General features: G+C 67.0%; 26 protein-coding genes and 1 tRNA gene. 15 read left to right on the top strand and 12 right to left on the bottom strand.

Translation table 11 applies throughout. The features are described 5' to 3' along the window. Window positions 1-34 precede the first annotated feature (34 nt). Window positions 35-1,405 carry a cation:proton antiporter gene (locus ACP696_RS03230; protein ID WP_426012842.1) on the bottom strand — a complete coding sequence of 457 codons (1,371 nt, stop codon included), beginning with the start codon at window positions 1,403-1,405 and terminating at the stop codon, window positions 35-37. A gap of 207 nt (window positions 1,406-1,612) precedes the next feature. On the opposite strand from ACP696_RS03230, the gene ACP696_RS03225 reads away from it, so the two are divergent. Continuing rightward, window positions 1,613-1,861, top strand: coding sequence for a type II toxin-antitoxin system Phd/YefM family antitoxin (locus tag ACP696_RS03225; protein ID WP_426012840.1), 249 nt, complete (start codon window positions 1,613-1,615; stop codon window positions 1,859-1,861). After that, window positions 1,861-2,358 carry a type II toxin-antitoxin system VapC family toxin gene (locus ACP696_RS03220; RefSeq protein WP_426043452.1) on the top strand — a complete coding sequence of 166 codons (498 nt, stop codon included), beginning with the start codon at window positions 1,861-1,863 and terminating at the stop codon, window positions 2,356-2,358. Before ACP696_RS03225 ends, ACP696_RS03220 begins: the two co-directional genes overlap by 1 nt. 98 nt (window positions 2,359-2,456) lie before the next feature. Here the strand turns inward: ACP696_RS03220 and ACP696_RS03215 are convergent, their stop codons facing one another. From ACP696_RS03215 to ACP696_RS03200, 4 genes are read right to left on the bottom strand one after another with little or no spacing between them, the layout of a single operon-like run. Then, window positions 2,457-3,110 (bottom strand): ABC-type transport auxiliary lipoprotein family protein, encoded by a 654-nt coding sequence (locus ACP696_RS03215; protein ID WP_426012836.1) that lies wholly within the window; start codon window positions 3,108-3,110, stop codon window positions 2,457-2,459. Next, the gene (locus ACP696_RS03210; RefSeq protein ID WP_426012834.1) at window positions 3,107-4,045 is read right to left on the bottom strand and encodes an MlaD family protein; all 939 of its coding nucleotides are present in this window, start codon (window positions 4,043-4,045) and stop codon (window positions 3,107-3,109) included. The genes ACP696_RS03215 and ACP696_RS03210 overlap by 4 nt, the downstream gene beginning before the upstream one ends. After that, window positions 4,045-4,884, bottom strand: a complete 840-nt coding sequence (locus ACP696_RS03205) for an ABC transporter ATP-binding protein (RefSeq protein ID WP_426013254.1) — start codon at window positions 4,882-4,884, stop codon at window positions 4,045-4,047. Before ACP696_RS03205 ends, ACP696_RS03210 begins: the two co-directional genes overlap by 1 nt. Before the next feature lie 8 nt (window positions 4,885-4,892). Further along, window positions 4,893-6,008, bottom strand: a complete 1,116-nt coding sequence (locus ACP696_RS03200) for an ABC transporter permease (protein ID WP_426012832.1) — start codon at window positions 6,006-6,008, stop codon at window positions 4,893-4,895. Between the two features lie 237 nt (window positions 6,009-6,245). Between ACP696_RS03200 and ACP696_RS03195 the strand changes: the two genes are divergently transcribed. The 3 genes from ACP696_RS03195 (at window position 6,246) to ACP696_RS03185 (ending at window position 10,164) form a co-directional block, all read left to right on the top strand. Further along, window positions 6,246-7,793, top strand: coding sequence for a glucan biosynthesis protein G (locus ACP696_RS03195; protein ID WP_426012831.1), 1,548 nt, complete (start codon window positions 6,246-6,248; stop codon window positions 7,791-7,793). A gap of 140 nt (window positions 7,794-7,933) precedes the next feature. Beyond that, on the top strand, window positions 7,934-8,536 hold the full coding sequence (locus ACP696_RS03190; protein ID WP_426012829.1) for an anthrone oxygenase family protein: 603 nt from the start codon (window positions 7,934-7,936) through the stop codon (window positions 8,534-8,536). Between the two features lie 101 nt (window positions 8,537-8,637). Continuing rightward, complete coding sequence (locus ACP696_RS03185) at window positions 8,638-10,164, top strand: methyl-accepting chemotaxis protein (RefSeq protein ID WP_426043451.1); 1,527 nt, start codon at window positions 8,638-8,640, stop codon at window positions 10,162-10,164. A 32-nt stretch (window positions 10,165-10,196) separates the two neighbouring features. Here the strand turns inward: ACP696_RS03185 and ACP696_RS03180 are convergent, their stop codons facing one another. Beyond that, window positions 10,197-11,258, bottom strand: a complete 1,062-nt coding sequence (locus tag ACP696_RS03180; protein WP_426012826.1) for a LacI family DNA-binding transcriptional regulator — start codon at window positions 11,256-11,258, stop codon at window positions 10,197-10,199. Window positions 11,259-11,455: 197 nt separating this feature from the next. Here ACP696_RS03180 and ACP696_RS03175 point away from each other — a divergent pair, with 197 nt between their 5' ends. The 3 genes from ACP696_RS03175 (at window position 11,456) to ACP696_RS03165 (ending at window position 14,621) form a co-directional block, all read left to right on the top strand. Then, complete coding sequence (locus ACP696_RS03175) at window positions 11,456-12,727, top strand: MFS transporter (RefSeq protein ID WP_426012824.1); 1,272 nt, start codon at window positions 11,456-11,458, stop codon at window positions 12,725-12,727. Between the two features lie 19 nt (window positions 12,728-12,746). Next, window positions 12,747-13,553 carry a TrmH family RNA methyltransferase gene (locus tag ACP696_RS03170; protein ID WP_426012823.1) on the top strand — a complete coding sequence of 269 codons (807 nt, stop codon included), beginning with the start codon at window positions 12,747-12,749 and terminating at the stop codon, window positions 13,551-13,553. Between the two features lie 81 nt (window positions 13,554-13,634). Then, window positions 13,635-14,621 carry an alpha/beta hydrolase gene (locus tag ACP696_RS03165; protein ID WP_426043450.1) on the top strand — a complete coding sequence of 329 codons (987 nt, stop codon included), beginning with the start codon at window positions 13,635-13,637 and terminating at the stop codon, window positions 14,619-14,621. Between the two features lie 329 nt (window positions 14,622-14,950). On the opposite strand, the gene hmpA is transcribed toward ACP696_RS03165, so the two are convergent. Further along, entirely contained in the window at window positions 14,951-16,150 is a 1,200-nt protein-coding gene (hmpA, locus tag ACP696_RS03160) for an NO-inducible flavohemoprotein (RefSeq protein ID WP_426043449.1), read from the bottom strand. Between the two features lie 71 nt (window positions 16,151-16,221). On the opposite strand from hmpA, the gene ACP696_RS03155 reads away from it, so the two are divergent. Next, window positions 16,222-16,677, top strand: a complete 456-nt coding sequence (locus ACP696_RS03155; protein WP_426043448.1) for an Rrf2 family transcriptional regulator — start codon at window positions 16,222-16,224, stop codon at window positions 16,675-16,677. Between the two features lie 27 nt (window positions 16,678-16,704). On the opposite strand, the gene ACP696_RS03150 is transcribed toward ACP696_RS03155, so the two are convergent. Then, the gene (locus ACP696_RS03150; RefSeq protein ID WP_426043447.1) at window positions 16,705-17,421 is read right to left on the bottom strand and encodes a helix-turn-helix transcriptional regulator; all 717 of its coding nucleotides are present in this window, start codon (window positions 17,419-17,421) and stop codon (window positions 16,705-16,707) included. A gap of 122 nt (window positions 17,422-17,543) precedes the next feature. Between ACP696_RS03150 and ACP696_RS03145 the strand changes: the two genes are divergently transcribed. After that, window positions 17,544-18,269: a glutathione S-transferase family protein gene (locus ACP696_RS03145; protein WP_426043446.1), complete on the top strand. Its 726-nt coding sequence runs from the start codon at window positions 17,544-17,546 to the stop codon at window positions 18,267-18,269. Window positions 18,270-18,349: 80 nt separating this feature from the next. Further along, window positions 18,350-18,748 (top strand): hypothetical protein, encoded by a 399-nt coding sequence (locus ACP696_RS03140; protein ID WP_426043445.1) that lies wholly within the window; start codon window positions 18,350-18,352, stop codon window positions 18,746-18,748. Between the two features lie 229 nt (window positions 18,749-18,977). Here the strand turns inward: ACP696_RS03140 and ACP696_RS03135 are convergent, their stop codons facing one another. The 4 genes from ACP696_RS03135 to gph all read right to left on the bottom strand — a co-directional run bounded on the left by ACP696_RS03135 (window position 18,978) and on the right by gph (window position 21,260). Further along, complete coding sequence (locus tag ACP696_RS03135; RefSeq protein WP_426012815.1) at window positions 18,978-19,565, bottom strand: sigma-70 family RNA polymerase sigma factor; 588 nt, start codon at window positions 19,563-19,565, stop codon at window positions 18,978-18,980. A gap of 84 nt (window positions 19,566-19,649) precedes the next feature. Further along, window positions 19,650-20,060, bottom strand: coding sequence for a GreA/GreB family elongation factor (locus ACP696_RS03130; protein WP_426043444.1), 411 nt, complete (start codon window positions 20,058-20,060; stop codon window positions 19,650-19,652). Between the two features lie 348 nt (window positions 20,061-20,408). Continuing rightward, window positions 20,409-20,483 (bottom strand) — tRNA-Val (locus ACP696_RS03125). Between the two features lie 45 nt (window positions 20,484-20,528). Beyond that, window positions 20,529-21,260 carry a phosphoglycolate phosphatase gene (gene gph, locus ACP696_RS03120; RefSeq protein WP_426012812.1) on the bottom strand — a complete coding sequence of 244 codons (732 nt, stop codon included), beginning with the start codon at window positions 21,258-21,260 and terminating at the stop codon, window positions 20,529-20,531. Between the two features lie 69 nt (window positions 21,261-21,329). Between gph and glmU the strand changes: the two genes are divergently transcribed. The 4 genes from glmU (at window position 21,330) to ACP696_RS03100 (ending at window position 26,112) form a co-directional block, all read left to right on the top strand. Then, window positions 21,330-22,718 carry a bifunctional UDP-N-acetylglucosamine diphosphorylase/glucosamine-1-phosphate N-acetyltransferase GlmU gene (glmU, locus tag ACP696_RS03115; RefSeq protein ID WP_426043443.1) on the top strand — a complete coding sequence of 463 codons (1,389 nt, stop codon included), beginning with the start codon at window positions 21,330-21,332 and terminating at the stop codon, window positions 22,716-22,718. Further along, window positions 22,715-23,395 carry a ribose-5-phosphate isomerase RpiA gene (gene rpiA / locus ACP696_RS03110; protein WP_426012808.1) on the top strand — a complete coding sequence of 227 codons (681 nt, stop codon included), beginning with the start codon at window positions 22,715-22,717 and terminating at the stop codon, window positions 23,393-23,395. Before glmU ends, rpiA begins: the two co-directional genes overlap by 4 nt. 66 nt (window positions 23,396-23,461) lie before the next feature. Further along, complete coding sequence (gene gor, locus ACP696_RS03105; RefSeq protein WP_426012806.1) at window positions 23,462-24,856, top strand: glutathione-disulfide reductase; 1,395 nt, start codon at window positions 23,462-23,464, stop codon at window positions 24,854-24,856. Further along, window positions 24,853-26,112 carry an O-antigen ligase family protein gene (locus ACP696_RS03100; RefSeq protein WP_426012804.1) on the top strand — a complete coding sequence of 420 codons (1,260 nt, stop codon included), beginning with the start codon at window positions 24,853-24,855 and terminating at the stop codon, window positions 26,110-26,112. Before gor ends, ACP696_RS03100 begins: the two co-directional genes overlap by 4 nt. The last annotated feature ends 44 nt before the right edge of the window (window positions 26,113-26,156 follow it).

Here is a 26,156-nt window from a genome sequence, read left to right as displayed (position 1 = left end):
CAAGCCGTGCGATTTCTATATCGCGCGGCTTGCTCTAGGCGGCTTTGGCCGCGGCTCCGTCCAGCGCTTCGAGCTCGCCGCTCTCCCGCGCCTTCTTGCCGTAGACCACCTCGAACAGGGGGCTGGCCATCACCGTGGTGACGATGGCCATCAGCACCAGCATCGAGAACAGGGTCGGGCCGATGATGCCCTTCTGCAGGCCGATATTGATGATGATCAATTCCATCAGGCCGCGCGAGTTCATCAGGGCGCCGATGCCCAGGGCCGTTCGGTTGTCCTCGCCCGACAGGCGGGCGGCGGCGTAGCAGGCCACGCCCTTGGCCAGGATGGAGGCGGCCAGGATGCCGATCGCGATCAGCAACAGCTGGGGCGAGTTGACCATGTCCATCCGGGTGTTGAGGCCCGAATAGGTGAAGAACATCGGCAGCAGCAGGACGACGGCCAGCGGCTCGACCTTCTTCTTAAGTTCCTCGACGAACAGGCCGCGCGGCATGACGGCGCCCAGCATGAAGCCTCCGAAGATGGCGTGGATGCCGACGGCGTCCATCAGGAAGGCCGACAGGCAGAACAGCATCAGGGTGATGGCCAGGATCGTCGGGCTCATCTTGCCTTCGCGCTCAACGATCCGGCCCAGGGGGGCCAGCAGGCGCGGACCGAAAAAGGCCAGGAACAGGGCGTAGGTCACGCCGCCGCCGATCGCCAGGACCGCCACGCCAGGGCCGCCGCCGAAGGTGGCCAGCACCACGGCCAGCACGCACCACGACACCGCGTCGTCAAAGGCGCCGGCCGTCAGCGACAGGGTGCCCAGCGAGGTCTTCGCCAAACCACGCTCATTGATGATCCGAGCCAACATCGGGAAGGCGGTCAGGGCGATGCAGGCGCCCAGGAAGAGGGTGGCGTTGGCGCGCGAGATGCCCTCGGCGAACAGGCCAGGCACCTTCAGCAGGAAGGGGGTGATGGCGACGGCGATCAGGAACGGCGCGATGATGCCGGCCAGAGAGACGCTGGCGGCGCTCTTGGCCTTGGCCTTGAAGTGCGCGGCCTGGAAGCTGGTGCCGACCATGAACATGTACAGGCCCACGCCCAACTGGGCGCCGACATAGAGGACGTTCTTGGTTTCCTTGGGAAACAGCATGCCCTGGAAGTGCGGGAACACAAGGCCCAGCAAGGACGGGCCCAGGACCACGCCGGCGATCATCTCGCCCACGACCTGGGGCTGACCCAGAAGCTTCTGACCTAGCCAGCCGACCACGCGGCAGGCCAGCAGGATCACCGCGAGCTGCAGGAAGAAGTGAACGCTGAAATCGCCCGGCGCATAGCTGTGCGCGGCGGAGGCGGTTGCCGGCCCGTGCGGCGCGAGAATGCCGCTGACGGTGCTGACAAGACTGGCGATGATGTCGGACACGTACTGTCCCCCCTTGTGAAAACCCCTCGGCGTTGACCGCCGTTGGCGCCAAGCCGCGCAGACTTGGCTTTGGCTCGCAAGTTGAAATTCCGTTTTTGACGAGGTTGTACAGAAGATTGTTTTTGCTGGCTTATTCCCTGTTGCCGGAAGGTCACAATGTAGTAACGTACCTACAAGACAGCCTTGTCAATGTAGGTATTTGGATCCGTGAAAGTCATCTCCAGCCGCGACTTCAACCAGGATGTCAGCCAGGCCAAGCGCGCCGCGCGGATCGAGCCGGTGTTCGTCACCGATCGCGGCAAGGCGACTCACGTGCTGATGAGCGTGGAGACCTATCGCCGGCTGACCGGCCAGACCGAGACCATAGTTGACCTGTTGGCCATGCCAGGACTTCCGGCCATCGACCTCGACGCCGCGCGTTCGGATGACGCCTGGGACCGCCGGAGCGGCGGCTGATGTACCTGCTCGACACCGACATCGTCTTCGAGCTGCGCAACGCCAAGTCGGGCGGGACCGACCCGGGGCTGGCCGGCTGGGCGGGCGGGGTGGCGCGGGCCAGCCTTTTCATCTCGGCGCTCACCTTGCTGGAGCTGGAGACTGGGGTAGGGCGCGCCGAGCGTCGAGACAAGACCCACGGCTTGGCCCTGCGAGCCTGGCTGGACGTCCAGGTCGCGCCGGCCTTTGACGGCCGCATCCTGCCCGTCGATGCGGCGGTGGTTCGCCGCTGCGCCCAGCTGCCGCACGGGGGAGGGCGCGACGCCCTGCTGGCCGCCACGGCCCTTGAGCACGGCCTGACCCTGGTGACGCGCAACATCGCGGCCTTCAAGGCCACGAAGGTCAAGCTGTTCAACGCTTGGGGCTACGCCCCCGACGCCGCCAGCGAAGACGAGGACTGGGGCCAGGCCGCCAAGGCCGGCTCGCACTGGTTGAAGAACATTTTTGTGCGGGGGTAGGGGGCGTCACATCTCGGAGAGAGGTCATCGACCTTTCCAGCGCGTTCCTTCTCCCGCAAGGGGAGAAGGAAATCGCGGCGCTGGAATGAGCGGCGGATCTACGCCGCCGGCAGCTTCGCGCCCGCAGCGCCCACCCAGGTGATGATGTCCGCCAGTGTCTTGCTGTTGGCCTGGTCATAGGCCTGGACGATCGCGCCGACCCGGTTGTCCGACGCCTTGACCCGCGTCTGGAACACCTTGTCGCCGAGCAGGGCGCGGTCGCCGTTGCGGGTCATGACGGCCCGGATCTCGACCAGCACCTCGGGCGCCGCCTTGGGGCCGTCGACATAGTCGGTCTCGAAGGCGCGGACCTCGAGGCGCAGGGCCATGGCGGCCTTGCCGGTTTCGCCGCGGGTGACCAGGCGGGCGGGGCTGCTCTCGGCCTCGAAGGCCCGGGCGGCGGCTTCGTCGAACAGCACGATGGCCGGCGACACCCAGCGGGCGCCGGCGATATAGGCGGCCTCGCCATTGGTGAAGGTCAGCAGCCGGTCGCCCATGGCCGCGCGGGTGAAGACGGTCGGGGTCTTGAACACCCCGAACGACTTCTCCACCGGCGCGCTGGTCGCGGCCGGGGCCGCCGTGCCGAAGCGGTAGAGGCCCGACGGATCCGCCTTGGGGAACAGGCTGATGCAGCCGGTGAGGGCCAGGGCCGTAGCGGCGACCGCCAGGGATCGCAGGGCGACGCGCCCAACGCTCATGGAAAGAGTGCTCACGGCTGGACCTCCAGTTCCTTGGCCGGCGCCTTGCTGACCAGGGCGCGCGGGTTCTGTTCAACCTCGCCGACCAGGCGGTCGAGCGACTCGGCGGCCGATTGCAGGGTGACGACGGCGGCCGACAGCTGGGGCAGGCCGGTGGTGGCGAAGTCGCTGGTCGGGCCTTCCAGCTTGCCGACCATGCCGCGCACGTCCTTGGCGGTGGCCTTCAGCTCGTCGGCGGCGTCGCCCAGATTGGCCAGGGTCCGCTTGGCGTCGCCATTGACCAGGCCATTGGCCGAGTCGGACAGCTGGCCGATCCGCGTCGAGGTGGCTTCGATGCTCTGCAGGGCCTGCTGGGCGTCGGCGATGATCTCCTTGCGCTCGCGCAGCTCGGCGGTGACGGACTGCACGTCGCTGATCGCGGCGCTGACCGTCTTGACGTTGTCATCCGACAGCACGCGGTTGATGCGGTCCAGCGCCTCGATGGTGCGGGTCAGCACCGTGCCGCCGCCCTCCAGCAGGTCCGAAAGCGCGCTGCGCTGGCTACGGATTACCGCCACCTCGTCCTTCTTGACCGTGCTCTTCAGCAAGGGCTTGGCGGGCGCGCCGGCGGTGATCTGGATGTAGTTGACGCCCGTGATGCCCTGGGGCTCCAAAGTGGCGAAGCTGTCCGTCTTGATCGGCACGTCCGAGGTGACGCGCACCCGGGCGATGACCCGGTTGGGGTCACTCTTGTCCAGCGCGATCTTGGTGACCTCGCCGACCTTGATGCCGTTGAAATGCACCTCGCCGCCGTCCTGCAGGCCGCGAACGGGCCCGACGAACAACACGTCGTACAGGTCATACTCCTGGTTGAAGCTGAGCTTTGCCAGCCAGACGCCGAAGATCAGCAGACCCATGAACAGGATCAGCGTCGCTCCCCCGACCAGGGCGTAGTTGGCGTTTCTTTCCATTAACTCGTCCTTGGTGTCGCCTGCGGCGCGGGTTGAGGCGTCGCCTTGCCGGCGGCCGCGCGACCGCGCGGTCCCATGAAATACTCTTGAATCCAGGGGTGGTCGTTCTTCTCCAGCTCCTGGGCGGAGCCGGTGGCGACCACATGCTTGTCGGCGATCACCGCGATGCGGTCGGTGATCTCGTAGAGGGTGTCCAGGTCGTGGGTGATCATGAACACGGTCAGGTCCAGGCTGTCGGACAGGTCCTTGATCAGGGTGTCGAAGGCTGCGGCGCTGATCGGATCCAGGCCGGCCGTCGGCTCGTCGAGGAACAGCAGCTCGGGGTCCATGGCCAGGGCCCGTGCCAGGCCCGCGCGCTTGCGCATGCCGCCCGACAGCTCGGCGGGCTTCAGATTGCCGGCCCGGGCGGGCAGGCCAACCAGGGCGATCTTCAGGTCAGCCAGGTGGTCGATCTCGCGCCTTGGCAGGCGGGTATGCTCGTGCAGTGGCGCGGAGACATTCTCCCGCACGGTCAGGTTCGAGAACAGCGCGCCCTGCTGGAACAGCACGCCCCAGCGCCGCTCGATGACGTTCCAGCGCTTGCGCGAGGCGTCGGCCATGTCCTGGCCAAACAGCTTGACCGTGCCGCCGTCGGGGACCTTCAGGCCGATGATGGTGTTGAGCAGCACCGACTTGCCGGAGCCCGAACCGCCGACCACGCCCAGCACCTCGCCGCGATTGGCGGTCAGGTCCAGGTTCTCGTGGATGATGTTGTCGCCAAACCGCGAGACCAAGCCCGTGACCCGGACCGGCGGCGCCTCGGCGGTCGATTGGGCTTGGTCTTCGGCGGGAGCGGCGATGACCGAAGTCATACGTTTATCTCCATGTAGACCAGGGCGAAGATCGCATCGATGGCGATGATCGCGAAGATGGCCTGGACGACGGCGGAGGTCACGCGGCGGCCGAGAGATTCGACGTCATTGCCGACTTCCATGCCCTGGCGACAGCCAATGGCGGCGATGACCATGGCCATCACCGGCGCCTTGGACATGCCGATCCAGAAGTGCTGCACGCCGACGCTGTCGTTCATGCGCTGCAGGAAGAAGCCCGGCGACAAGTCCAGCACCGCCCAGGTCACCGCGATGCCGCCCGCGAGGCCGGCCAGGGTGGCCACGAACGTCAGCAGGGGAATCGTGATCAGCAGGGCGGTGAAGCGCGGCAGGACCAGGGCTTCGTAGGGGTCAACGCCCATCACCTGCATGGCGTCGATTTCCTGGTTCATCTTCATCGAGCCGATCTCGGCCGCGAAGCTGGAGGCCGAACGCCCGGCCAGCAGGATGGCGGTAATCAGGATGTTGAACTCGCGCAGCACCGAAATGCTGACCAGCTCGACCGCGAACACCTGGGCCCCGAACTGGGTCAGCAGGTTGGCGCCCAGCAGGGCCACGACCGCGCCGATGAAGAAGGTGGTGGTGGCCACGATCGGAATGGCGTCAAGCCCGGCGCGCTCGGCCAGCGAGAAGACCGGGGCCCAGCGAATGCGGCTGGGCTTGGCAATGCAGCGGCCGATGGCCACCAGCAAGTGGCCCAGGAAGGCGAGGGTGCTGTAGAGATCGTCGCCCAGGCCATACACGCCGCGGCCAACGCGTTCAAGCAGGGCCTGGAAGCCGCGACGGGGCGGGGCGGCCTCCGGCTCGACCTGGACGGCGTCGCCGACCAGTTTCAGCAGGCGCTCGGTCTGGCTGCTGGCCTTGATGTGACCGGCTGTGACCCGGCCGTCAGCGGCGCGGATGATCGCATAGGCCCCGGCTGTGTCGCAGCGAGTGAGGTTGGTTAGGTCCAGATCGACGGCGTCCGAGCCATCCAAGGCGCCGACAAGACGCTCGCCGGCGTCGACCATGCCGCGCGCGGTCCAGTCGCCGGAAAGCACGGCTGTGCGATGGCCGTCGATGTCCTCGAAGGTAAAATCAGCCGGCGCGCCCATGAAGCCCTTAGGTCTCTCTTTCCAGACGTCGCAACCCTAGCAAAGAGGTCGACCAAAGCCCAAACGCACCAAGGTCGCGCTTGTTGCGCGCCGTGATAGACGCGCCTGCCACGTCACGCCAGCAGCCTCGTCGCCGATCGCCCTATCGGCGCCCTGTTCCAAGGCGAAAAGGCCAATCGGCGCCGTCCAGGCCGCGTTCGGTAGCGCGGTGACGTCGGGTTGCTTTAGAAGGCCAGCATGTATTCGAGTTCCGTGAACCGGCGCGCGGCGCTCGGCAAGCTTTCGCTATCGGCCGTGCTGGCCCTGGCCCCCCGGCTGGCGATGGCGCGGGCCGGGGAGGAAGCCGAGGTCGAGGACGCCGCCGAGCCCTTTTCCGTCGGACTGCTGCGCGAACGCGCCCGGCGCCTGGCCGTGACTTCCTATATCCAGCCCGCGCGCCAGCCGGCCCTCTCGGGTCTGTCCTACGACGACTATTTCCGCATCCGCTTCCGGCCCGAGGCGGACCTGTGGAAGGACCGCCGTCCCTCCTTCCGCGCGGAGTTCTTCCCGCCCGCCTATCTCTATTCCCTCCCGCTGCCGATCCACGAGGTCGCCGCAGGGCTGGCCCGGCCGATCGCCTTCGACCCGGCGATGTTCGACATTCCCGGCGAGCATGCTGATGTCGCCAAGGCCTGGAACGGCTTTTCGGGCTTCCGCCTGCTCTATCCGCTGAACGACGCCGACAAGCTGGACGAGATCGCGGTGTTCCAGGGCGCCAGCTATTTCCGCAGCCTGGGCCGCGGCCAGCGCTACGGCCTCTCGGCGCGCGGCCTCGCGATTGGGGCGGGTGAGCCCAACGAGGAGTTTCCCGACTTCATCGCCTTCTGGCTCGAGCGGCCCCAAAACACCAGTGAGGCCCACCAAGGCGAGGCAGTGGTCGTCCACGCCCTGATGGACAGTCCCAGCTGCGCCGGCGCCTACAGCTTCACGATCCGCCCGGGCGAGGACGTGGTGTTTGACGTGACGGCGTCCATCTTCCCGCGCGTGGCCATGGCCAAGGCCGGCGCAGCGGGGATGAGCAGCATGTTCCTGTTCAACGTGGCCGCCGCCTCGCCGGTCGATGACTTCCGCACCGCCGTGCATGACAGCGACGGCCTGGCGATCTGGACCGGGGCCGACGAGCATCTGTGGCGGCCACTGCAGAACCCCAAGGCCCACCGGCTCAGCAATTTCCCCGACGAGAACCCCAAGGGCTTTGGCCTAGTGCAGCGAGCCCGCGCCTTGGAAGACTTCGGTGACTTGCAGGCCCGCTACGACCTGCGGCCCAGCCTGTGGGTCGAGCCCCTGGACCCCTGGGGCAAGGGCGCCATCCATCTGGCCGAGCTGGCGACCACCAAGGAGAGCGACGACAACATCGCCATCTTCTGGCGGCCAGAACAGCCGTGGGCGGCGGGCTCGCAGGTCGATCTGCGCTACCGCCTGCACTGGGGCCAGGAGCGCTTCGCCACCCCCGGCGCGCGGGTGTTCCGCACGCGCACAGGCGCCGACGCCCAGGCGGGCCTGCGGCTGTTCACCGTCGACCTGCAGGGCGGGGCGCTCGCCGAGGGCTTGGATGGGGTGGCCCTGGAGGTCGAGGCGACGGGCGGCGAGATCGCCTGGCGGGCCCTGTCGCCCTATCCGGAAGACGCCTCGGCGCGGGCGGCGTTCGGGCTGAAGCCGGCGGCCACGAACGTGGAATTGTCGCTGCGGCTGCTACGCGGCGGGGCGCCGATTTCGGAGACATGGCGCTATCTGTGGACGGCATAGAGGATAGCAGGCTGGAAGGTCTGAACGCAGGGATCGAGCGCCGAAGACGTGGTGCGAAACGGACCTGCCGGTCGGGTTATGCTGAAATAGACACTTGGCTCGACATCGGGCACTTTCTCAAGCCAAGCTAGGGGTCGGACATGCCGCGTCGTGAAGTTGCAACCAGAGCCTTCTTGTGGCTGGCGGTGCTGGTCGGCGGCCCTTTGGTTGGCGCAAAGCTCTTCGATCTCGTTGTCTTGGCAGGCGCTTGGAGCGCCCACCCGCCGCAGTCCTTGGCGATGATGCCCTATGGCAAGGCATGGCCGGTCGATACGGGGGCCTTCTTTATCCCCTTCTCAGCAGCCATGCTCATCGCGGCGTTCGGGGCCCTGATTGCGGGCTGGAAGACGCCATGGCGTTATCGCTGGCTCCTATGCCTCCCATCGATCGGCATTCTCGCTCTGCTGATCCTCACGGTTACCGCGTTTTGGCCGATGAACGCCGCGCTCTGGTACCATGGCCTGGGCTCGCCCAAGAATACGATCACGGACGCGGAATCCATCGTCATGGCTCGGCATTGGATTCAGCTCGACTGGGTCAGAGTCGTCGGCGCCAGCGCCGCGTTCGTCGCGGCGCTTCGCGCCTTGACCGTGCCATGGCCCGCCCAGGTCGCGCCGCCTGACCCCCTGTGGGTAAGGGTGATCCTCTGGCTCGGCCTGCTCTGCGTCGCCGCCTTCATTGTCTGGTTCGCGAGGAGCATCTAACCGCGTCTTATCTGCACCCGACAGCCCCGCTTCAATCTTGGTTAATGAATTCCCGTCACGGCTCGTTGCTTGAACGCACGAAGTGAATCGGAACTCCTCGCATGAGCGCCAACCCGCAACTCGACCAGCGCATGGCCTTCATGCGTTTCGATCATCGGTCGAGGACGGCTTTGCAGGCGGCCAAGCCGGCCCTCGACGCCGCGATCCCCTCGGCGTTGGACAGCTTCTACGTCCAGCTGAAAGGCTTCGCCGAGACTAGCGGTCTCTTCCAGGGCGGGCGCGGTGAAAGCGCCCAGGCCCGCCAGGTGGCGCACTGGAAGCGGATGACCTCGGGCGATCAAGGCACCGACTACCTGCAGGCGGTCGAGCGCGTCGGCCAGTCCAACGCCCGCGCGGGCCTTGAGCCGCGTTGGTCGATCGGCGGCTACGCCCTGGTCGTCGAAGGCTTGATCCGCGCCGTGCTGGCCAAGCGCCGCAAGGGCGGACTGTTCGGCGGCGGCAAGGCCGACACCGACGGCGCCGATCAGGTGGTGGCCCTGACCAAGGCGGTGTTCCTCGACATCGATCTGTCGGTCTCGGCCTATTTCTCGGTGCTGCTGGAAGAACGCGACCGGCTGGAGGCCGAGCGCCAGGCCTCCGACCGCCAGCGCGCCGCGGCCATCGCCGCCCTGGGCGTGGCCCTGTCGCGCCTGGCGGCCGGCGACCTGTCGGCGCGGGTTGAGGGCGTGCTGTCAGCCGAGTTCGAGAGCTTGAAGAGCGACTTCGACAACGCCGCCGCAGCGCTCGACAAGACCATGAACGCGGTGACCCGCGCCACCTCGGGCATCCGCGCCGGGGCCGACGACATTGCCCACGCCGCCGACGACCTGGCCCAGCGGACCGAGCAGCAGGCCGCGACCCTGCAACAGACCGCCGCCGCCGTCGAACAACTCACCGCCACCGTCGACCGCACCGCCAGGAGCGCCAAGGCGGTCTCTGTTCAGGTCCGGCAAGCCGCCGCCGACGCCCAAGCCTCGGGCGCGGTGGTGACCCGCGCGGCCCAGGCCATGACGCAGATCGAAAGCTCCTCGGACAAGGTCTCGCAGATCCTCGGCGTCATTGACGAGATCGCCTTCCAGACCAACCTGTTGGCGTTGAACGCCGGCGTCGAAGCGGCGCGGGCCGGCGACGCCGGTCGCGGTTTCGCGGTCGTCGCGCAGGAAGTCCGCGCCCTGGCCCAGCGCTCGGCCGACGCCGCCAAGGAGATCAAGACCCTGATCGCCGACTCCAGCCGCAAGGTGGGCGAGGGCGTCGACCTGGTGGGCCAGACGGGTGAGGCCCTGCGTGGCATCGTCGACAAGGTGGGCTCGATCGACGCCTTGGTCGACGAGATCGCAGCCTCGGCCAACGAGCAGGCTTCCGCCCTGGGGCAGGTCAATGTGGCCGTCAACCAGCTCGACCAGGTCACCCAGCGCAACACCGCCATGGTCCAGCGATCCACCCAGGCCACCCACGCCCTGCGGGCCGATGCGGCGGACCTATCCAACCATGTCGGCGGTTTCCGCACGGGGGCGGGGTTTGTTCAGGCCGACACGCCAGCGCCAGAGGTCCGCGCTCGCGCCTCGGCGTTCGCCCGCTCAGGACGCTGAGGGTCGGGCTGCAACCGCTGAGGCGCGGAGCCTCACCCTTCCGCCACCGCCGCCGTCGAAGCGCGGTGGATCAGGGTGAACGGCAGCAGTTCGTCCCGTGGCGGCTGGGTTTCGGCGCCGCTGTAGCGGGCCACGCCGTTGATCAGCATCTTGGTGGCCAGGGTCGACATCTCGACCAGCGGCTGGCGGATGGTGCTCAACTGGGGACGGCTCAGGCGCGAGACAGGGCTGTCGTCGAAACCGGCCACCGACACCTCGCCGGGCACGCTGATCTCGGCCTCGGCTGCGGCGGCCAGTGCTCCTAACGCCATTTCATCGGAGCTGGCGAAGATCGCCGTCGGGCGGACGGGCAGGGCCAGCAGGGCCGTCGCCGCCTCGTGACCGGACTCGAACGTGAAGTCGCCCTGGCGGATCCAGGCCTTGTCGACCTTCAGGCCGCGCGCCTTCATGGCGGCCAGATAGCCCTGGCGCCGGGCCTGGCTGGCGCCGTAGCGCTTGTCGCCCATGATGAAGCCGATCCGCGCGTGACCAAGGTCCGCCAGGTGCTCGGTCATCTCGCGGGCGGCGGCGACGTCGTCCATGTGGACGCGGGCGCCCAGGCCCTCCGGCTTTTCAGGACCTAGGCGCACATAGGGCGTGCCGGACTTGTCGAGCAGTTCCAGCACCACGGCGTTGTCGCAGCTGGGCGGGGTGAGGATGACGCCGTCGGGCTTCAGGGCGGCTAGCAGGGCGCCGACCTCCTGGCGCACCTTGGGGTCGTCATGGTCGATCAGCTCCACCAGCAGGTGATAGCCCGCGCCCCGGCATTCCAGCGTCGCGCCCAATTGAATGCGCTGCAGGTAGTCCGAACCGCGCTCGCTGCGCCAGTGGTCGATGGTCAGGGCGGCGTCGGCGAAGACGGCGATCACGAACGAGCGCGACCCGGCCAGGCTGCGGGCCGACAGGTTCGGCGCGTAGCCCAGGGCGTTGGCCGCCTCGAGCACCCTGTCGCGCATCGCCGGGCGGACATTGGGTTCCTTGTTCATGACTCGGGAGACCGTCTTGATCGACACTTCCGCCCGCGCCGCCACGTCGTAGATCGTCACCGACGCCATGGGCCCGCCAAGTCTGGTTTGATAGGACTCATCTCCATGGCGTCAGCCTAGAGCAACTGGGCGGCATAAGGCGACGTTCGCTTTTGAAAAATCGGCGAGACGGGCGCTTTCGGTGGCGGTCCTGGCTTGTATCACCCGGCGGGCGAGGTCAGTGTCGCGCCAATCGCGGCATAGACCGCACGTTTTCGGGGGGCGTGATGTCGGCGGTGGAGGTCGAAGCGATCGATAAGGCAAGGCCGACCGTGCCCGTCAAGGCGGGCTTCATCGCTGCCTTCACGATCGCCCAGATCGGGGCCTATGTCAGCTTCATGCCCCTGATCCAGGTGCTGTTGCCGCTGAAGGCCGAGGCCATTGACCCGGGTCACAAGGCGGTGGTGCTGAGCCAGGTGGCGATCTGGGGCGCGATCGTCGCCAGCGTCGCCAACCTGCTGGCCGGAGCGATCAGCGACCGCACCACCTCGCGTTTCGGCCGTCGCCGGCCCTGGATGATCGCCGGGGCGTTGGGAACGGTCGCTTCCTATCTGATGATCATGCGCGCCCACAGCGCGGCCACTCTGATGCTGGGCGTGGTCTGTTTCCAGTTGGCCTTCAACCTGCTGTTCTCGGCTTTGTTGGCGGTGCTGCCGGACCGGGTGCCCGACGTCCAGAAGGGCCGGGTGGCGGCCTTTCTCAGCCTGGGCCATCCGATCGGCGCCATGGCCGGTGCGGTGCTGGTGGGCGGCCTGCTGTTCACCGAAGGCTCCCGCTACCTGGCGATCGGGCTCGTGCTGCTGATCGCCATCGCGCCCTTCGCGCTCAGCCTCAACGACGCGCCCCTGCCGATCAGCGAGCGGCCGACCCTGAAATGGCGCGCCTTCCTGGCCGACCTGTGGGTCAATCCGGTGAAGTATCCCGACTTCGCCCTGGCCTGGATCAGTCGGTTCATGGTGCTGGTCGCGATCACTCTGACCCAGTGTTACATGCTCTATTATTTGCAGGACGCGCTGCACTACACGCGCCTTTTCCCGGGCCGGCGGGCCGAGGAGGGCCTGGCCCTGCTGACCACGGTGGCCACCTGCGCCAATGTCACCTGCGGCATGCTGGGCGGCATGCTCTCGGACCGCCTGCGGCGTCGCAAGCTGTTCGCGGCCGGCGCGGCCCTGACCCTGGCGGCGGCGATGATCACCTTCTCGCTGGTGCCGGCGTGGCCGATCGTCGTCCTAGGCTTCCTGATCTTCGGCTGCGGGGCGGGCTGCTATTACGCCGTCGACATCGCCCTGGTCAGCCAGGTGCTGCCCTCGCAGAAGAACGCCGGCAAGGACCTGGGGGTGATCAACCTGGCCAACACCCTCCCCCAGGCCCTGGCCCCGGTGCTGGCCCTGTACTTCCTGGGGCCGACCCACGTGAACTATCACGCGCTCTATCTGGTCGCCGCGGGCCTTGCGACGGCTGGCGGCCTGGCGATCCTTCCGATACGGGGCGTGCGTTAGCGCTTCCGCGAGGGTCCCTGTGGCCGACCTGATCCCCATCGACGATCCCAACGACCCACGCGTGGCAGCCTATCGCGACATCAAGGAGCGCGATTTGGTCGGCCGCCAGGGCCTGTTCATCGCCGAGGGCGAGACCGTGCTGCGGGCCTTCGTCCGCGACAGGCCGGATCGAGTGCAGTCGCTGCTGGTCGATGGCAAGCGGGCCGACAAACTGGCGGCGGTGTTCGAGGCCCTGCCCGACGGCGCGCCGGTCTATGTCGTCGGCCAGGCGGTGCTGGACGCCATCGCCGGCTTCCACCTGCACCGCGGCGTGCTGGCCGTGGGGCGCAAGCCCGAGCCGCTGAGAGCGGAGGCCTTGTTGGCGCAAGCCGGCGAGCGGGCGGTGGTGCTCATCCTGATGGGCATCGCCAATCACGACAATCTCGGCGGCATCTTCCGCAACGCAGCCGCCTTCGGCGTGGACGGGGTGATCCTCGACGGCGACTGCTGCGATCCCTTCTACCGTAAGGCCATCCGCGTCTCGATCGGCGCGACGATGAGCGTGCCCACCGCCTGGCTGGCGCCGGGGGAGGACGTTGTGGCCTTGCTCGAGCGTCACGGCTTCCAGGGTTTGGCGTTGAGCCCGGCGGCCGACCAGACCCTGGCCGCGCTGGTCCCGCCGGCGCGCGCGGCGGTGCTGCTGGGCGCCGAGGGGCCGGGGCTGTCGGCCGAGGTGATGGCGCGGGTACGGACGGTGGGCATCCCGATGGCCGGCGGTTTCGACTCGCTGAACGTCGCCACCACCAGCGGGATCGTGCTGCACCACCTGCGGTTCGCGGGGGGTTAGGCGCCAAGGCAATGACACCGGTGACTTGCGGTGGCGAACGGGGGGTCCTACGGTTCCCTAAAGTTGCTTAGGGACGTCGCCATGTTGAACCGTCGGGGAACCCTGGCCAGCCTGACCGGCGGCCTGCTGGCCTCGGCCGTCGCGGGCGCCGCCCAGGCCAAGGCGAAACCTAAGACCCAGGCTCCTCCCATGGACCCCACGGAAATCCTGTCCCTGTGGCCCGGCGATCCGCCCGGCGCGAGCGGCGTCACGGTGGTCGAGACGATCATTGAGCGCGGGGACCCCAAGGGCCTGCGCGACCGCGCCGTGACCCACACCCGCAAGCCGACCCTGACCGTGATCCGCCCCGCCAAGCCCAATGGCGCAGCGGTGATCCTGATGCCCGGCGGCGGCTATGAGCGGGTGGTGACCGACAAGGAGGGCTTCGAGACCGCCCGCTGGCTGGCCGACCATGGCTATACCTGTTTCGTCCTGCTCTATCGCCTGCCCGGCGACGGGTGGGGCGCGGGGCCCGACGCGCCGCTGCAGGACGCCCAGCGCGCCGTGCGGCTGGCGCGGTCCAAGGCGGCGGCGATGAGGTTCGACCCGGCGCGCGTGGCGATCATGGGCTTCTCGGCCGGCGGGCACCTGGCCGCCAGCCTGACCACCCGCTTCGACGCCAAGGTCTATGACCCGGTCGACGCCGCCGACGACCTGTCGGCCCGGCCGGACCTGTCGTGCCTGATGTACGCCGTGGTTTCCATGGCCGACGGCCCGGCCCATGGCGGCTCGCGCAAGCAACTGCTGGGGCCCTCGCCGACGCCCGAGCAGATCGCGCTCTATTCGCCCGACCAGACCGTCACCGACCGCGTCCCGCCGGTGTTCCTGGTCCACGCCGCCGACGACAAGACCGTGCCGGTGGCCAACAGCCTGATGATGTTCACGGCCCTGAAGGCCAAGGCGGTCCCGGCCGAGTTGCACGTCTTCGAGGAGGGCGGCCACGGGTTTGGGATGCGGTCTATCACAGGCAAGCCGGTGGCGGCCTGGCCGGAGCTGTTCGCGACGTTCGCGAAACGGCACGGGGTCTAGGTTAAATCCGCTCATCCCGGCGAATGCCGGCACCCAGATCCCAAAGCGATTGGGCGAGCTATATAAGCACAGCGCTCATGGCGTCAGCTCCAGCTCCAGCCCCTTCCCAATCCGCCCGCAACGGCAAGGTTTCAAGGCGTGGCCGCATCCGGGGCGGATGCTGGCGATCGCCAGGAAGCGAACGTTCCGAAGGTCAGCGAGGGGTGGAGAGCGGACGTTGGCGTCCGACTTGGAAGCTGACTTTCTTAGCGCGAGCTTAGGGTCGGCAGCGGACATGCGCTCCGTGAGCGGGGCTCTTCGGAGCGCATTCCGTTGGCTGAGAACGGTAATCAGGCGGCTTTCAACACCTCACGTGGTCCAAAGAACTCAAACCGTATTTGAGCCGGTGGCAGACCCCATTTGAGTAGCTCCTGATAGATGCCGACCATGAAAGGCTGGGGCCCACAGAAAAAGTAATCGGCATCTCTCTGCGGCACGAACGCCTCGATCAGTTCGGCGTCAATCATCCCGGTGCTGGTGACAGCGTCTATGGCCAAGGATCCGCTATTATAACGATGGTGCAGCCGAAGGTTTGGATACTTCTTCGAAAGATCCTCTAGAGGCTCTCGAAACGCTTGTACGTCGGGCGTGAGGCAGCCGTGAATGAACACGATCTCGCGCCCAGGCATCTGAACCAACGCGGTTTGCAGGATCGAGAAGAGCGGAGTCACCCCAATACCGGCAGCTAAAAGGACGAGTGGTCGCTCATGGTTCTCTGTAATATCAAGGAAGAATTCGCCACACGGCGGGCCTAGGTCGAGGGTGTCGCCTTCCCGTATATCGTTGTGGAGTAGGTTCGAAACATAACCCCTCTCCTCGCGCTTCACGCTGATGCGCAGCGAATCTTGGCCGGACGCGTCTGAAAGACTGTAGTTTCGCATGGTGGTCGAGCCCTCAGGCGTCGGTACACGCAGCGTTATGTACTGCCCGGGCTTAAAGGTAGGGGGGGCGCTACCGTCGGCCGGCTGCAGGTAGAAGGACACGATATTGCTGCTTTCCGCCTGCTTGCGGACGACCTTGAACTTCTTGAAACCCTCCCAACCGCCCGCCCTGGCGACATTCTCCGCATAAATCTGCTTTTCCCGGCCGATCATGATTTCGGCGAGAAAGCCGTAGGCCTCCGCCCAAGCCGCTATGATGTCGTCGGTCGCCGCCTCTCCCAGAACCTCACGGATAGACGCCAGAAGATTCTCCCCGACGATGGGATAATGCTCGGGTTTGATCATCAGCGATGCGTGCTTCTGGGTAATCAACTCCACGGCGTTACCCAAAACCTCTAGGTTGTCGATGTTGGCGGCGTAGGCGGTGATCGCAGCCGCCAGGGCCTTCTGCTGGCGTCCGCCGGCTTGGTTCGCCGAATTGAAGTAGGGCGCTACCTCGGGATTATTTGCGAAGAGCCGGGTGTAGAAATGCCGGGTAAGCGCCTCGCCGTGTTCTTCCAGAATTGGAGCCGTCGCCTTGACGATGGTGATGGTCTGTTGGCTGGGCACGGGAGATCTCCTAATATGCAGACTGGATACATCTTAGTTATCTCGGCTAATATGTACGGACAAGGCATATTATGCAGCTGACGGTTTTCACCGATTTCGGACTTCGAAGCCTGATGTTCCTGGCGTCAAGGCCGCAGAGCCAGTCCAGCGTCAGAGAAATCGCGGAGCACTACGGCATCTCGCGAAATCACCTGGTTAAGGTTGTCCACCGCCTGGCCCAGCTAGGCTACATCACCTCGTCGAAAGGACGGGGAGGAGGCATCCGGCTGGCGCACGATCCGGTGCTGCTGCGGATTGGCGACATAGTTCAAAAGCTTGAGCCGCACATGCAGGTTGTCGAATGCTTCGATGCGGTGTCCAACACCTGCAAGATAACCGCGACTTGCGAGTTGAAGCACATCTTGCACGAAGGTCGCGAAGCCTTCGTTGGAGCATTGAATAAATATACGCTGGCGGATGCCTCGAAAGGCCGGCAGCCATTTCTGTTCGAACCTAGCGCAAGCGCTGCGAGCCCCGAAACTTTTTGAATGTTTAACTTGGGTCGACAACGAAAACTAACTCCCACACCCCTTCTCCACCCACCGCGCCCGCTCTTCCTCCAGCGCTCTCTGCCACCGCGCCCTCAGCACCCCGGCCCGCTGCCCATGCTTCTCGTCCAGGAACTCGGCCCCCTCGATCCGGTCCGTCCGGAAATTCCGGAAATCGCCGCGCAGCTCGCACCAGCCGATCAGCAGCCGCACGGTGTCCAGATACCCCACCGTCACCGGCCAGATCACCCGCTGGCTGACGGCGCCCTCCACATCGCGATAGTCGAGGCGGATCTTGCGGCCGGCATGGATCCAGGCGCGGGTCTGGGCGATGTCGATGCCGTCCGGCAGGGCCTTCCAGTTCGTGCCGGTCCCCGTGGCGGGGGTCAACACATAGGGCCGTAGCTCCTCGGGCACGGCGGAGGCGATCTTGGCGATCAGGTCGCGGGCGGCGGTGGCCAGAACGGGGTCGCCGCGGCTGGCGACCCACTGGGCGCCCAGCACGGCGGCCTCGATCTCGTCGGGAGTCAGCATCAGGGGCGGCATGTCGTACCCGGCCTCCAGCACATAGCCGACGCCCGCTTCGCCGCGAATGGGCGCCCTCTGACCGACCAGGGCGGCGATATCGCGATAAACGCTGCGTTTGGAGGTCTCCAGCTCGGCCGCCATGGCGTCGGCGGTCACCGGCTGCCGGTTGCGGCGGAGGATCTGGATGATCTGGAAAAGGCGTTCGGCGCGTCTCATGGGTCCACCCTATCCGTCGATGCTGACAGCATGCTGGCAGCAGCATGGCGGTAGCGTCTGAATGTCGCAACACGGCGCCTTCCAGGGACAATGGGTGGGGCGCAGTATCAGGGGATACCGAGATGATCACGCTCTACGCCACTGGCCCCGCCTACGGTCTTCCCGAGGGCAGCCCCTATGTCACCAAGACCGAGATCCACCTGAAGATGGCGGGCCGCTGGTACGAAAAAGTTCCGGCCCGGCCCGAAACCGCGCCCAAGGGCCAGCTGCCGTGGATCGACGACGACGGCGTCAAGGTGGCCGATTCGACCTTCATCCGCGCCTATCTCGAGCGCAGCTACGGGGTCGATCTGGACGCCGGCCTCACCAAGGCCCAGCGCGCCCATGCCTGGGCGATCGAGCGGATGGTCGAGAACCACCTGGGCTGGGCCAACTGCCATTTCCGGTTCTCCGACGACGACAACTTCGCCAAGGGCCCGGCCCATTGGTTCGACGGCATGCCGGGCGAGGCGCGGGCCGACGCGATTGACGGCTTGCTGGGCGCCGTGCGGAGCAATCTCAACGCCGTGGGCATGGGACGCCATTCGCCCGACGAGATGGTCGAGCTGGCCGCCTGGTCGCTGACCGCCCTGTCGGAAACCCTGGGGCACACGTCGTTCATAATGGGTCACCGCCCGACCAGCGTCGACGCCATCGTCTTCGCCATGCTGGCCCAGATCCTGACGCCGTTCTTCGACTCGCCCATCCGTCGCCGGGCCGAGGGCTTCCCCAACCTGGTGGCCTATGCCGAGCGGATGATGGCCGGATATTACCCCGAGTTCGCGCCGCAGGTCTGCAAGGCGGCTTGAGGCGCCGGGGAACCGGAACCTTGAGACGCGCGCTCCTCAAGCTCGGGCGAGCCGGTCGCCCGGTTTGGGGAGTGGAAAACATGAAGCGTAGCAAGATCCTGGTCGCCGCCTCAGCGATCGCCTGCGTGACGTCGCTGGGCGCCTGTTCGATGATGGGCGGCGGCGGCGGCATGGGCTATTCGCCGCGCCTGGAAACCAAGGCCTCCGACGAGAAGGCCTTCGCCACCACCTTCGCCGCCTGTCGCGATCAGGTGCGGGCCGGCAAGACGGACAGGTTCCTGATCTCGCGGTCCAGCGCCACCGCGCGTGACGCCGAGCCCGGGCAGACCGGACTGATCCTCAAGGTGCCCTATGACAAGGCCAAGGGCGGGTCAAAGGCCGCGCGCATGGCCCAGGACAACGCCCACAAGATGGCGATGGACAAGTGCCTGGATGAGAACGGCTACAAGGTGGCGGCCTGGGATCCGGCTTCGCGCTAAGGGTTGGCGGGGTGGAGGCCATCCCAAATTCTCTTCATCCCGGCGAAAGCCGGGACCCAAGCCTAGTCTGGTGGTTGCGCTGTGCCAGACGGCCCGCCCAGTTTGGGTCCCGGCTTTCGCCGGGGTGAGTGGAAGTTGAGGCGCCGTGGCGGGACGCACCCCGGAATCAAGAAGGCCGCCCGTCCCGGACGGGGCAGGCGGCCATTCTGATGGGCCGGCTTGAAGGTGTCTAAGCCGCGCGGGCCATGCGGTAGGTGTCGATGCGCTGGAAAATCGCGGCCATGGCGGTGTGGGCCGGTAGGTGGTCCTCGGTGATCGCGCCCTCGGCGAAGATCAGGGCCAGGCGATCGCGGGCCCGGCTGACCCGGCTCTTGATCGTGCCCAGGGCCGCGCCGGTGATGTCGCTGACTTCTTCATACGACATGCCTGCGGCGCCGATCAGGATCAGGGCCTCGCGCTGGTCGGCAGGCAGCATGTCCAGGGCGCGACGCAGTTCGTCGAGCTCCAGCGCGGCGGTCGGGTTGGACACCGAGATCAGGGTGCGCTCGGCCACTTCCGGATCAAGCGAGCACGAGCGCCACGAACGGCGCTTCTCGGAATAGAAGACGTTGCGCAGGATCATGAAGGTCCAGGCCTTCAAGTTGGTGCCCGGCGTATAGGAGTCGCGCGACGCCAGCGCCTTGGCCAGGGCGTCCTGGGCCAGGTCGTCGCCGTGGGTGGCGTTGCCGCACAGCGAGCGGCCAAAGGCGCGCAGGTGAGGGATCAGGGCGACGAGCTCGCGCTCGAAGGTCAGCTTGGTCGAAGTTTGATCAGTCATGGCTTAGGTCCCCGTTCCGTTGATAAACGCGGCCGGCGGCGAATGGCTCCGCTTGATTGAAAATTTAGTGGCGATCGCACGCAATCAGTTGTCGACGGCCAGCACCCGGATGCCGCGCGTTCGGCCCTCGTCATCGGTCCAGCGGAAGGTCTCGCCGGCAGTCATGCCGATCAGCGCAGCGCCGACCGGGGCGACCACCGAGACGCGATGGTTGTCGATGCTGGCGTCGCGCGGCAGGCTAAGGCGCACCGTGCGGTCCTGGCCGCTGGTCAGGTCTTGGTAATGGACGGTCGAGCCGATGCCGGCAAAAGGGCGGGGTGCTTGCCCGGGTTCAACGATAAGGGCGCGGTCCATTTCGCCGGCCAGCACGCGGCCGCCCAGGGCGCGACCGCCGTTGGCGTCGGCCAGGTTGGTGAGGATCTCGTGGTCGGCCTGCGTCACGTAGATCGTGGGCAGGGCATGGGGGGAGAAGGTTTGAGTTGATAGGATAGTCATATTGGCTTTCTGGAGTGTGGCTTGAGCCTCGGCCGGCGACGTTCAGGTTGCGCAGCTGCGGAGGCTCGGTGAGCGCGCGCCCTATGGCGCGAGCGTCTGGTGCGACGCGGAGCTCTGAGGAAAGGCGGGCGGATCCGGAAAACGGATATCCCGCTTATTCTGGGTCGCCGAAGCCGTGGTTTGCGCGGTGCGCGAGCTTTGGGGATCAGAGGCCTGCGATCAGGCGACCGGCGGGGTGCGAAGAGATCGCGAAGCCCGCTGGATAACGGGTAGATGGGGAGCCTGACCGCCGATGTCAAATCGGGCTGGGCCCGGCGACCGGCGTTCAGATGCAGAAGGTGGAAGGGTTGGTGGATGCTGTAGGGATTGAACCTACGACCCCCTCGGTGTGAACGAGGTGCTCTCCCGCTGAGCTAAGCATCCGCCGTGTCGGTGAGGTTTGAAGTCCTCGCCGCGAGAGGGACGGGCCTATAGCCCGGTCGTTCCCCGACCGCAAGAGGTCAAAAGCCGGACGCAGGCCTCCTGGACCTCGGAGAAGGCGTGTATCAACAGATCTCCGCCTAGGGTTTCGACCGGGGCTTCGGTATAGCCGAACGACACCAGCAGGGTCGGCACGCCGGCCGCCTTGGCCGAAAGCACGTCGTTGATGCTGTCGCCGACCATCACGGCGCGGGCCGGATCGCCGCCGACCGCAGCGATCGTCGCCAGCACGTGACGCGGGTCGGGCTTGGGGGCGGGGGCGTGGTCGGCCCCGACCACGGCGTCGAAATATTGGGTCAGGTCCAGGGCGTCGAGCAGGGCGATCGACAGGTGGGTCAGCTTGTTGGTGCAGACCGCCAGCCTGGCGCCGACCGTGCGCAACGACACCAGGGTCTCGACCATGCCCGGAAAGGGCGTGCTCTCCTGGGCGATCCGGCCCAAATAGAGGGCGATGAAGCGCTCGACCAGGGCGGGCGCGCTCTCGGCGTCCAGCGGCGCGCCGGCGGCGGCGAAACCGCGTTCCAATAGGGCCTTGGCCCCGCGCCCGACCATCTTGCGCACGTCGTCGAAGGGCAGGGGTGGCAGGCCCTCTTCGCCAAGGATGATGTTCAGCGAGGCAACGAGGTCGGGGGCGGTGTCGACCAGGGTGCCGTCGAGGTCGAAGGCGATCGTCGCGCCGCGCAGAACGTCAGTCGTTAGAATGTCGTTCTGGGCATGCATGGCTCTGGCCTTTCGGCTAAACGCGCGGCTAATGCAACTTTGGTCCGCGCCTTCGGAGTCGCTTCGCCCATGACCAACGCCGTTTCGCCTCCAGTGCGCCCGCGCGCCGCCGTCATTCTCGCCGCCGGCCAGGGCACGCGGATGAAGTCGCCGACCCCCAAGGTGCTGCACCGGATCGGCGGAAGAACCTTGCTGGACCACGCCATCGACACCGCCCAGACCCTCGGCTGTGAGCGGATCGTCGTGTTGGTCGGCGCCCACAGCCCGGCGGTTGGCGAGCACGTCCGCAAGCGCCTGGGCGAGGGCGCGACCGTTCTGCAGGACCCGCCGCTGGGCACCGGCCACGCCGTGCTGGCCGCGCGAGACGCCTTGGCCGATTTCGACGGCGACGTGGTGGTGACCTATGCCGACTGCCCGCTGCTGACCGCCGCAGTGGTGGAGCCGTTGTTCGCTCTGCGCGGCGGTTCTTCGCGTGGGGGAGGCGCTGACGTCGCGGTGCTGGGCTTCGAGGCCGCCAATCCCGTCGGCTACGGGCGGTTGATCATGGCCCCCGGCCATGTGCTGCTGCGCATCGTCGAGGAGAAGGACGCCGACGAAACCGTCAAACAGGTCAAGCACTGCAATTCCGGCGTCCTGGCGGCCGACCGCGCCACACTCTTCGACCTGTTGGCCCAGGTCGGCAACGACAACGCCAAGGGCGAATATTACCTGACCGACGTGGTCGGCCTGGCCCATGAGCGGGAGTTGGCCACCCGCGCCGCCTTCGCGCCCGAACCGGCCGTGCAGGGCGTCAACTCCCAGGCCGAGCTGGCCGCCGCCGAGGCGGTCTGGCAAGCGGCGCGCCGCCAAGCCCTGCTGGTCGAGGGCGTGACCATGCCGGCGCCCGATACGGTGCATCTGAGCTGGGACACCAGGCTTGCGGCCGGCGTCACGGTCGAGCCCTTCGTGGTGTTCGGTCCCGGCGTCAGCGTCGCGAGCGGCGCGGTGATCAAGGCGTTCAGCCATGTCGAGGGCGCGACCGTGGGGGAGGGCGCCTTGATCGGTCCCTATGCTCGCTTGCGGCCTGGCGCAGAGATCGGCCCGGAAGCCCACATCGGCAATTTCGTCGAGGTCAAGAAGGTCAAGGTCGGGGCTGGCGCGAAGGCCAATCACCTGAGCTATCTGGGCGACGGTTCGATCGGGGCGAAGGCCAATATCGGGGCCGGCACGATCTTCTGTAACTATGACGGCTTCGAAAAGTTCGAGACCCATGTCGGCGAGGGGGCCTTCATCGGCTCCAACACAGCGCTCGTGGCGCCCGTAAGGGTCGGCGACGGGGCAATGACGGGCTCCGGCTCGGTGATCACCCGCGACGTCGCGGCCGGCGCCCTGGCCGTCGCCCGCGCGCCGCAGAGCGACAAGCCGGGCTGGGCGGACAGGTTCCGGGCCCTGAAACTGGCCAAGAGGGGGAAAGCATGAGCGCCGAAGATCAGAAGCGGATTTCGGGTGAGGCGGCGGCGCAGCTCGTCGAGAGCGGCATGGTGGTGGGCCTGGGCACCGGCTCGACGGCGGTCTGGTTCGTGAAAGCCCTGGCGGCGCGCAAGCTGGACGTCCGCTGCGTGCCGACCTCGGAAGCCACCGCCAGCCTGGCCCGCGAGCTCGGCATCGCCCTGGTGGCGCTGGACGACGTCAAGAGCATCGACCTGACCGTCGATGGCGCCGACGAGATCGGTCCTGGCCTCAGCCTGATCAAGGGCGGCGGCGCGGCTCTGCTGCGCGAGAAGCTGGTCTGGGAGGCGTCCAAGCGCTGCGTGGTCATCGCCGACGCCGCCAAACACGTGAAGACCCTGGGCCGGTTCCCGCTGCCGATCGAGGTGGTGCGCTTTGGGCACCTCCATACCGGCCAGCGCCTGGCCGACATCGCCGCCGAGTTCGACCTGCTGCCGCCGCGCCTGCGGATGGCCGATCGCGGCTTGGTGGTCACCGACGGCGGCAATGTGATCTACGACATGCAGCCCGGCGTGATCGCCGAGCCGGCGGCCCTGGCCGGCGCCCTGAAGACCGTGACCGGCGTCGTCGATCACGGCCTGTTCCTCGACCTGGCCGACGAGGCCCTGCTGGGAACCGACCAAGGGGTGGTCAAGCTGGTCCCCTAGACCCATATCCGCCGTCTTCCGGTCTCGCCGAGGCCGCCCTGATCTGAACGCACCCCGGAGCCTGTCATGGCTGAGTACGACTTCGACCTCTTTGTCATCGGCGCCGGTTCGGGCGGGGTGCGGGCCGCGCGGGTGGCGGCGATGAGCGGCGCCAAGGTGGCCGTGGCCGAGGAATACCGGGTCGGCGGAACCTGCGTGATCCGCGGCTGCGTGCCCAAGAAGTTCATGGTCTATGCCAGCGAGGTCACCAGCCAGCTGAAGACCGCCAAGGGCTATGGCTGGACCATTGAGGGCGCCAAGTTCGACTGGAAGACCTTCCTGCAGGACAAGGACGTCGAGATCGCCCGGCTGTCGGGGATCTATGTCACCAATCTGCAGAAGGCCGGCGCGCACCTGCTGCACGGCCGGGCCCTGATCGTCGACGCCCACACCGTCGAGGTGCTGCCCAAGGATGGCTCCGAGGACGCCGGCCGCTATACCGCCCACAAAATCCTGATCGCCACCGGCGGCAGGCCCTGGCGTCCGGACTTCCCGGGCGCTGACCTGGGCATCACCTCGGACGAGGCCTTCCACCTGGCCGAACTGCCCAAGCGGGTGATGGTGGTGGGCGGTGGCTATATCGCCGTGGAGTTCGCCTCGATCTTCAACGGCCTGGGCGTGGAGACGACACTGCTCTATCGCGGCGCCAATGTGCTGCGCGGCTTCGACGACGACGTGCGCTCGCACCTGGCCGACGAGCTGGAGAAGCGCGGGATCAAGGTGGTGCTGGGCTGTGACCACCAGAAGATAGAGAAGACCGAAGCCGGCCTGGTCAGCACGCTCAGCAACGACCTGACCTTCGAGACCGACGTGGTGATGTTCGCCACCGGCCGCGACCCCTATGTCGAGGGGCTGGGCCTGGAGAAGGTCGGCTTGACGCTTAACGAACGCGGGGCGATCGTCGTCGATGACTTCTCCAAGACCACGGCCGAGAACATCTGGGCCGTCGGCGACGTGACCGATCGCATCAACCTGACGCCGGTGGCGATCCGCGAGGGCGCGGCCTTCGCCCAGACCGAATTCCACGACAATCCGACGAGCTTCGACCACGACATGGTCGCCTCGGCGGTATTCTCGCAACCACCCGTCGGGACGGTGGGCATGACGGAGGCGCAGGCCCGCCACGCCTTCGGCAAGGTCGACATCTATCGCGCCGTGTTCCGCCCGATGAAGGTGACCTTCTATGGCGGCCAGGAGCGCTGTTTGTTCAAGCTGGTGGTCAAGCAGGACGACCAGAGGGTGGTGGGCGTACACGTGGTGAGCCCGGACGCGCCGGAGATCATCCAGATGGCGGCGATCGCCGTGAAGATGGGTGTCACCAAGGCGCAGTGGGACTCGACCTGCGCGGTCCACCCCACCCTGGCCGAGGAGCTGGTGACGATGCGCGAGAAGTACATGCCGTCGGAAATGGGCGGCACATGATCAGACAGGCCTCGATCGTCGGCGGCGCCTCGGAGCGGCCCACGCCCTGGCTGGGCGGCGTGGCGATCTTCGTGGTCGTGATGACGTCACTGCTGGCCTATCTGGGGCCGCTGGGTTTCGCGCCGCTGATGGCGCTGGCCGGCCTTCTTTGCCTGCCGGGCCTGAGGCTGACCCGCGCCGCCGCCCCGCCTCTGCTGATCCTGGTGGCTCTGGCCCTCTGGGCGGCGACCAGCATGATCTGGAGCCCGGCGGCGATCGATCCTTCGACGCTGAAGGACTATGACGACATCGAGGCCCTGACCGCCCTGAAGCTGCTGTTGCAACTGGCCAGCTACGGCGCGGCCGTGGTCGCGCTGCGGGGCCTTTCGGAAAGGTCGGCCGAGCGGGCCGGCATGATCCTGGCCTATGGCATGACCGCCCTGGCCCTGCTGGTGGTGATCGACGCCTTCGCCGGCGCGACGATCTATCAGCAGTTTCGCCAACTCACCGGAGTTCCGATCCGCGCCGACCTGGCCCTGGTCAAGGTCTCGACCGCCACCTACGCCCTGGCCCTGCTGATCTGGCCGGTGACGTTGATCCTGTGGCGGCGCAACGCCCCGCGCGCGATCTGGGTGCTGGTCGCCGCAACCTTGGTGGCCTCCAAGATCGTCAGTTCCGACGCCTGCCTAGTCGCGCTGGTTCTGGGCTCCGTGGCCTGGCTGATGGTGCGTTATGGCGGCGCGCTGGGACCACGGGTCCTGGTCGGCCTGGTGGCCCTGCCGTTCGTTGTCGCGCCCCTTGCCGTGCTGGTCGGGGTGGAGACCGGCGTGATCGCCTGGCTGCACAAACTGGTTCCGGCTTCCTGGGACGCCCGGCTCAACATCTGGACCTTCGCCGCCGACCACATCCAGACCCATCCGTTTCGCGGCTGGGGCCTGGACGCCAGCCGCACCTTCGGCGCTGCCATTCCGCTGCACACTCACAACGCCCAACTTCAGTTGTGGCTGGAGCTGGGGGCGATCGGCGCGGCCCTGGCGGGGGTGTTCTTCTGCTGGTTGGCCTACGCTGTCGTACGGACCGCCGAGCGCTCGCGGGGCGAGGCTGCAGCGGCGGCCGGGGCCCTGGTCAGCTATCTGGTGATCGGGGCCTTAAGCTTCGGGGTCTGGCAGGAATGGTGGCTCGCCCTGGGCGCCTTGACCCTGATCGCCTGCGGCCTGATGCGGTTCGGCAGCCAACCGGATGGCGAGAATTTGGTTGAACTTACCCCATTGGGCTAAATAACGGGGTTTCGTCGCAATAATTTTGCTTTTGCCGCGCGGCC

The organism is Caulobacter sp. DWR3-1-2 (assembly GCF_049896225.1).
Taxonomy (GTDB): Bacteria; Pseudomonadota; Alphaproteobacteria; order Caulobacterales; family Caulobacteraceae; genus Caulobacter.
The sequence above is the reverse complement of the archived record's forward strand: the minus strand, read 5'-3'. Positions and strand labels throughout refer to the sequence as shown.

Coding starts and splice junctions, on each gene's coding strand:
- ACP696_RS03220 (WP_426043452.1), top strand. CDS start 1,861: ATGTACCTGCTCGACACCGACATCGTCTTCGAGCTGCGCAACGCCAAG.
- ACP696_RS03210 (WP_426012834.1), bottom strand. CDS start 4,045: ATGGAAAGAAACGCCAACTACGCCCTGGTCGGGGGAGCGACGCTGATC.
- ACP696_RS03200 (WP_426012832.1), bottom strand. CDS start 6,008: ATGGGCGCGCCGGCTGATTTTACCTTCGAGGACATCGACGGCCATCGC.
- ACP696_RS03195 (WP_426012831.1), top strand. CDS start 6,246: ATGTATTCGAGTTCCGTGAACCGGCGCGCGGCGCTCGGCAAGCTTTCG.
- ACP696_RS03190 (WP_426012829.1), top strand. CDS start 7,934: ATGCCGCGTCGTGAAGTTGCAACCAGAGCCTTCTTGTGGCTGGCGGTG.
- ACP696_RS03185 (WP_426043451.1), top strand. CDS start 8,638: ATGAGCGCCAACCCGCAACTCGACCAGCGCATGGCCTTCATGCGTTTC.
- ACP696_RS03180 (WP_426012826.1), bottom strand. CDS start 11,258: ATGGCGTCGGTGACGATCTACGACGTGGCGGCGCGGGCGGAAGTGTCG.
- ACP696_RS03175 (WP_426012824.1), top strand. CDS start 11,456: ATGTCGGCGGTGGAGGTCGAAGCGATCGATAAGGCAAGGCCGACCGTG.
- ACP696_RS03165 (WP_426043450.1), top strand. CDS start 13,635: ATGTTGAACCGTCGGGGAACCCTGGCCAGCCTGACCGGCGGCCTGCTG.
- ACP696_RS03155 (WP_426043448.1), top strand. CDS start 16,222: ATGCAGCTGACGGTTTTCACCGATTTCGGACTTCGAAGCCTGATGTTC.
- ACP696_RS03150 (WP_426043447.1), bottom strand. CDS start 17,421: ATGAGACGCGCCGAACGCCTTTTCCAGATCATCCAGATCCTCCGCCGC.
- ACP696_RS03145 (WP_426043446.1), top strand. CDS start 17,544: ATGATCACGCTCTACGCCACTGGCCCCGCCTACGGTCTTCCCGAGGGC.
- ACP696_RS03140 (WP_426043445.1), top strand. CDS start 18,350: ATGAAGCGTAGCAAGATCCTGGTCGCCGCCTCAGCGATCGCCTGCGTG.
- ACP696_RS03135 (WP_426012815.1), bottom strand. CDS start 19,565: ATGACTGATCAAACTTCGACCAAGCTGACCTTCGAGCGCGAGCTCGTC.
- ACP696_RS03130 (WP_426043444.1), bottom strand. CDS start 20,060: ATGACTATCCTATCAACTCAAACCTTCTCCCCCCATGCCCTGCCCACG.
- gph (WP_426012812.1), bottom strand. CDS start 21,260: ATGCATGCCCAGAACGACATTCTAACGACTGACGTTCTGCGCGGCGCG.
- glmU (WP_426043443.1), top strand. CDS start 21,330: ATGACCAACGCCGTTTCGCCTCCAGTGCGCCCGCGCGCCGCCGTCATT.
- rpiA (WP_426012808.1), top strand. CDS start 22,715: ATGAGCGCCGAAGATCAGAAGCGGATTTCGGGTGAGGCGGCGGCGCAG.
- gor (WP_426012806.1), top strand. CDS start 23,462: ATGGCTGAGTACGACTTCGACCTCTTTGTCATCGGCGCCGGTTCGGGC.
- ACP696_RS03100 (WP_426012804.1), top strand. CDS start 24,853: ATGATCAGACAGGCCTCGATCGTCGGCGGCGCCTCGGAGCGGCCCACG.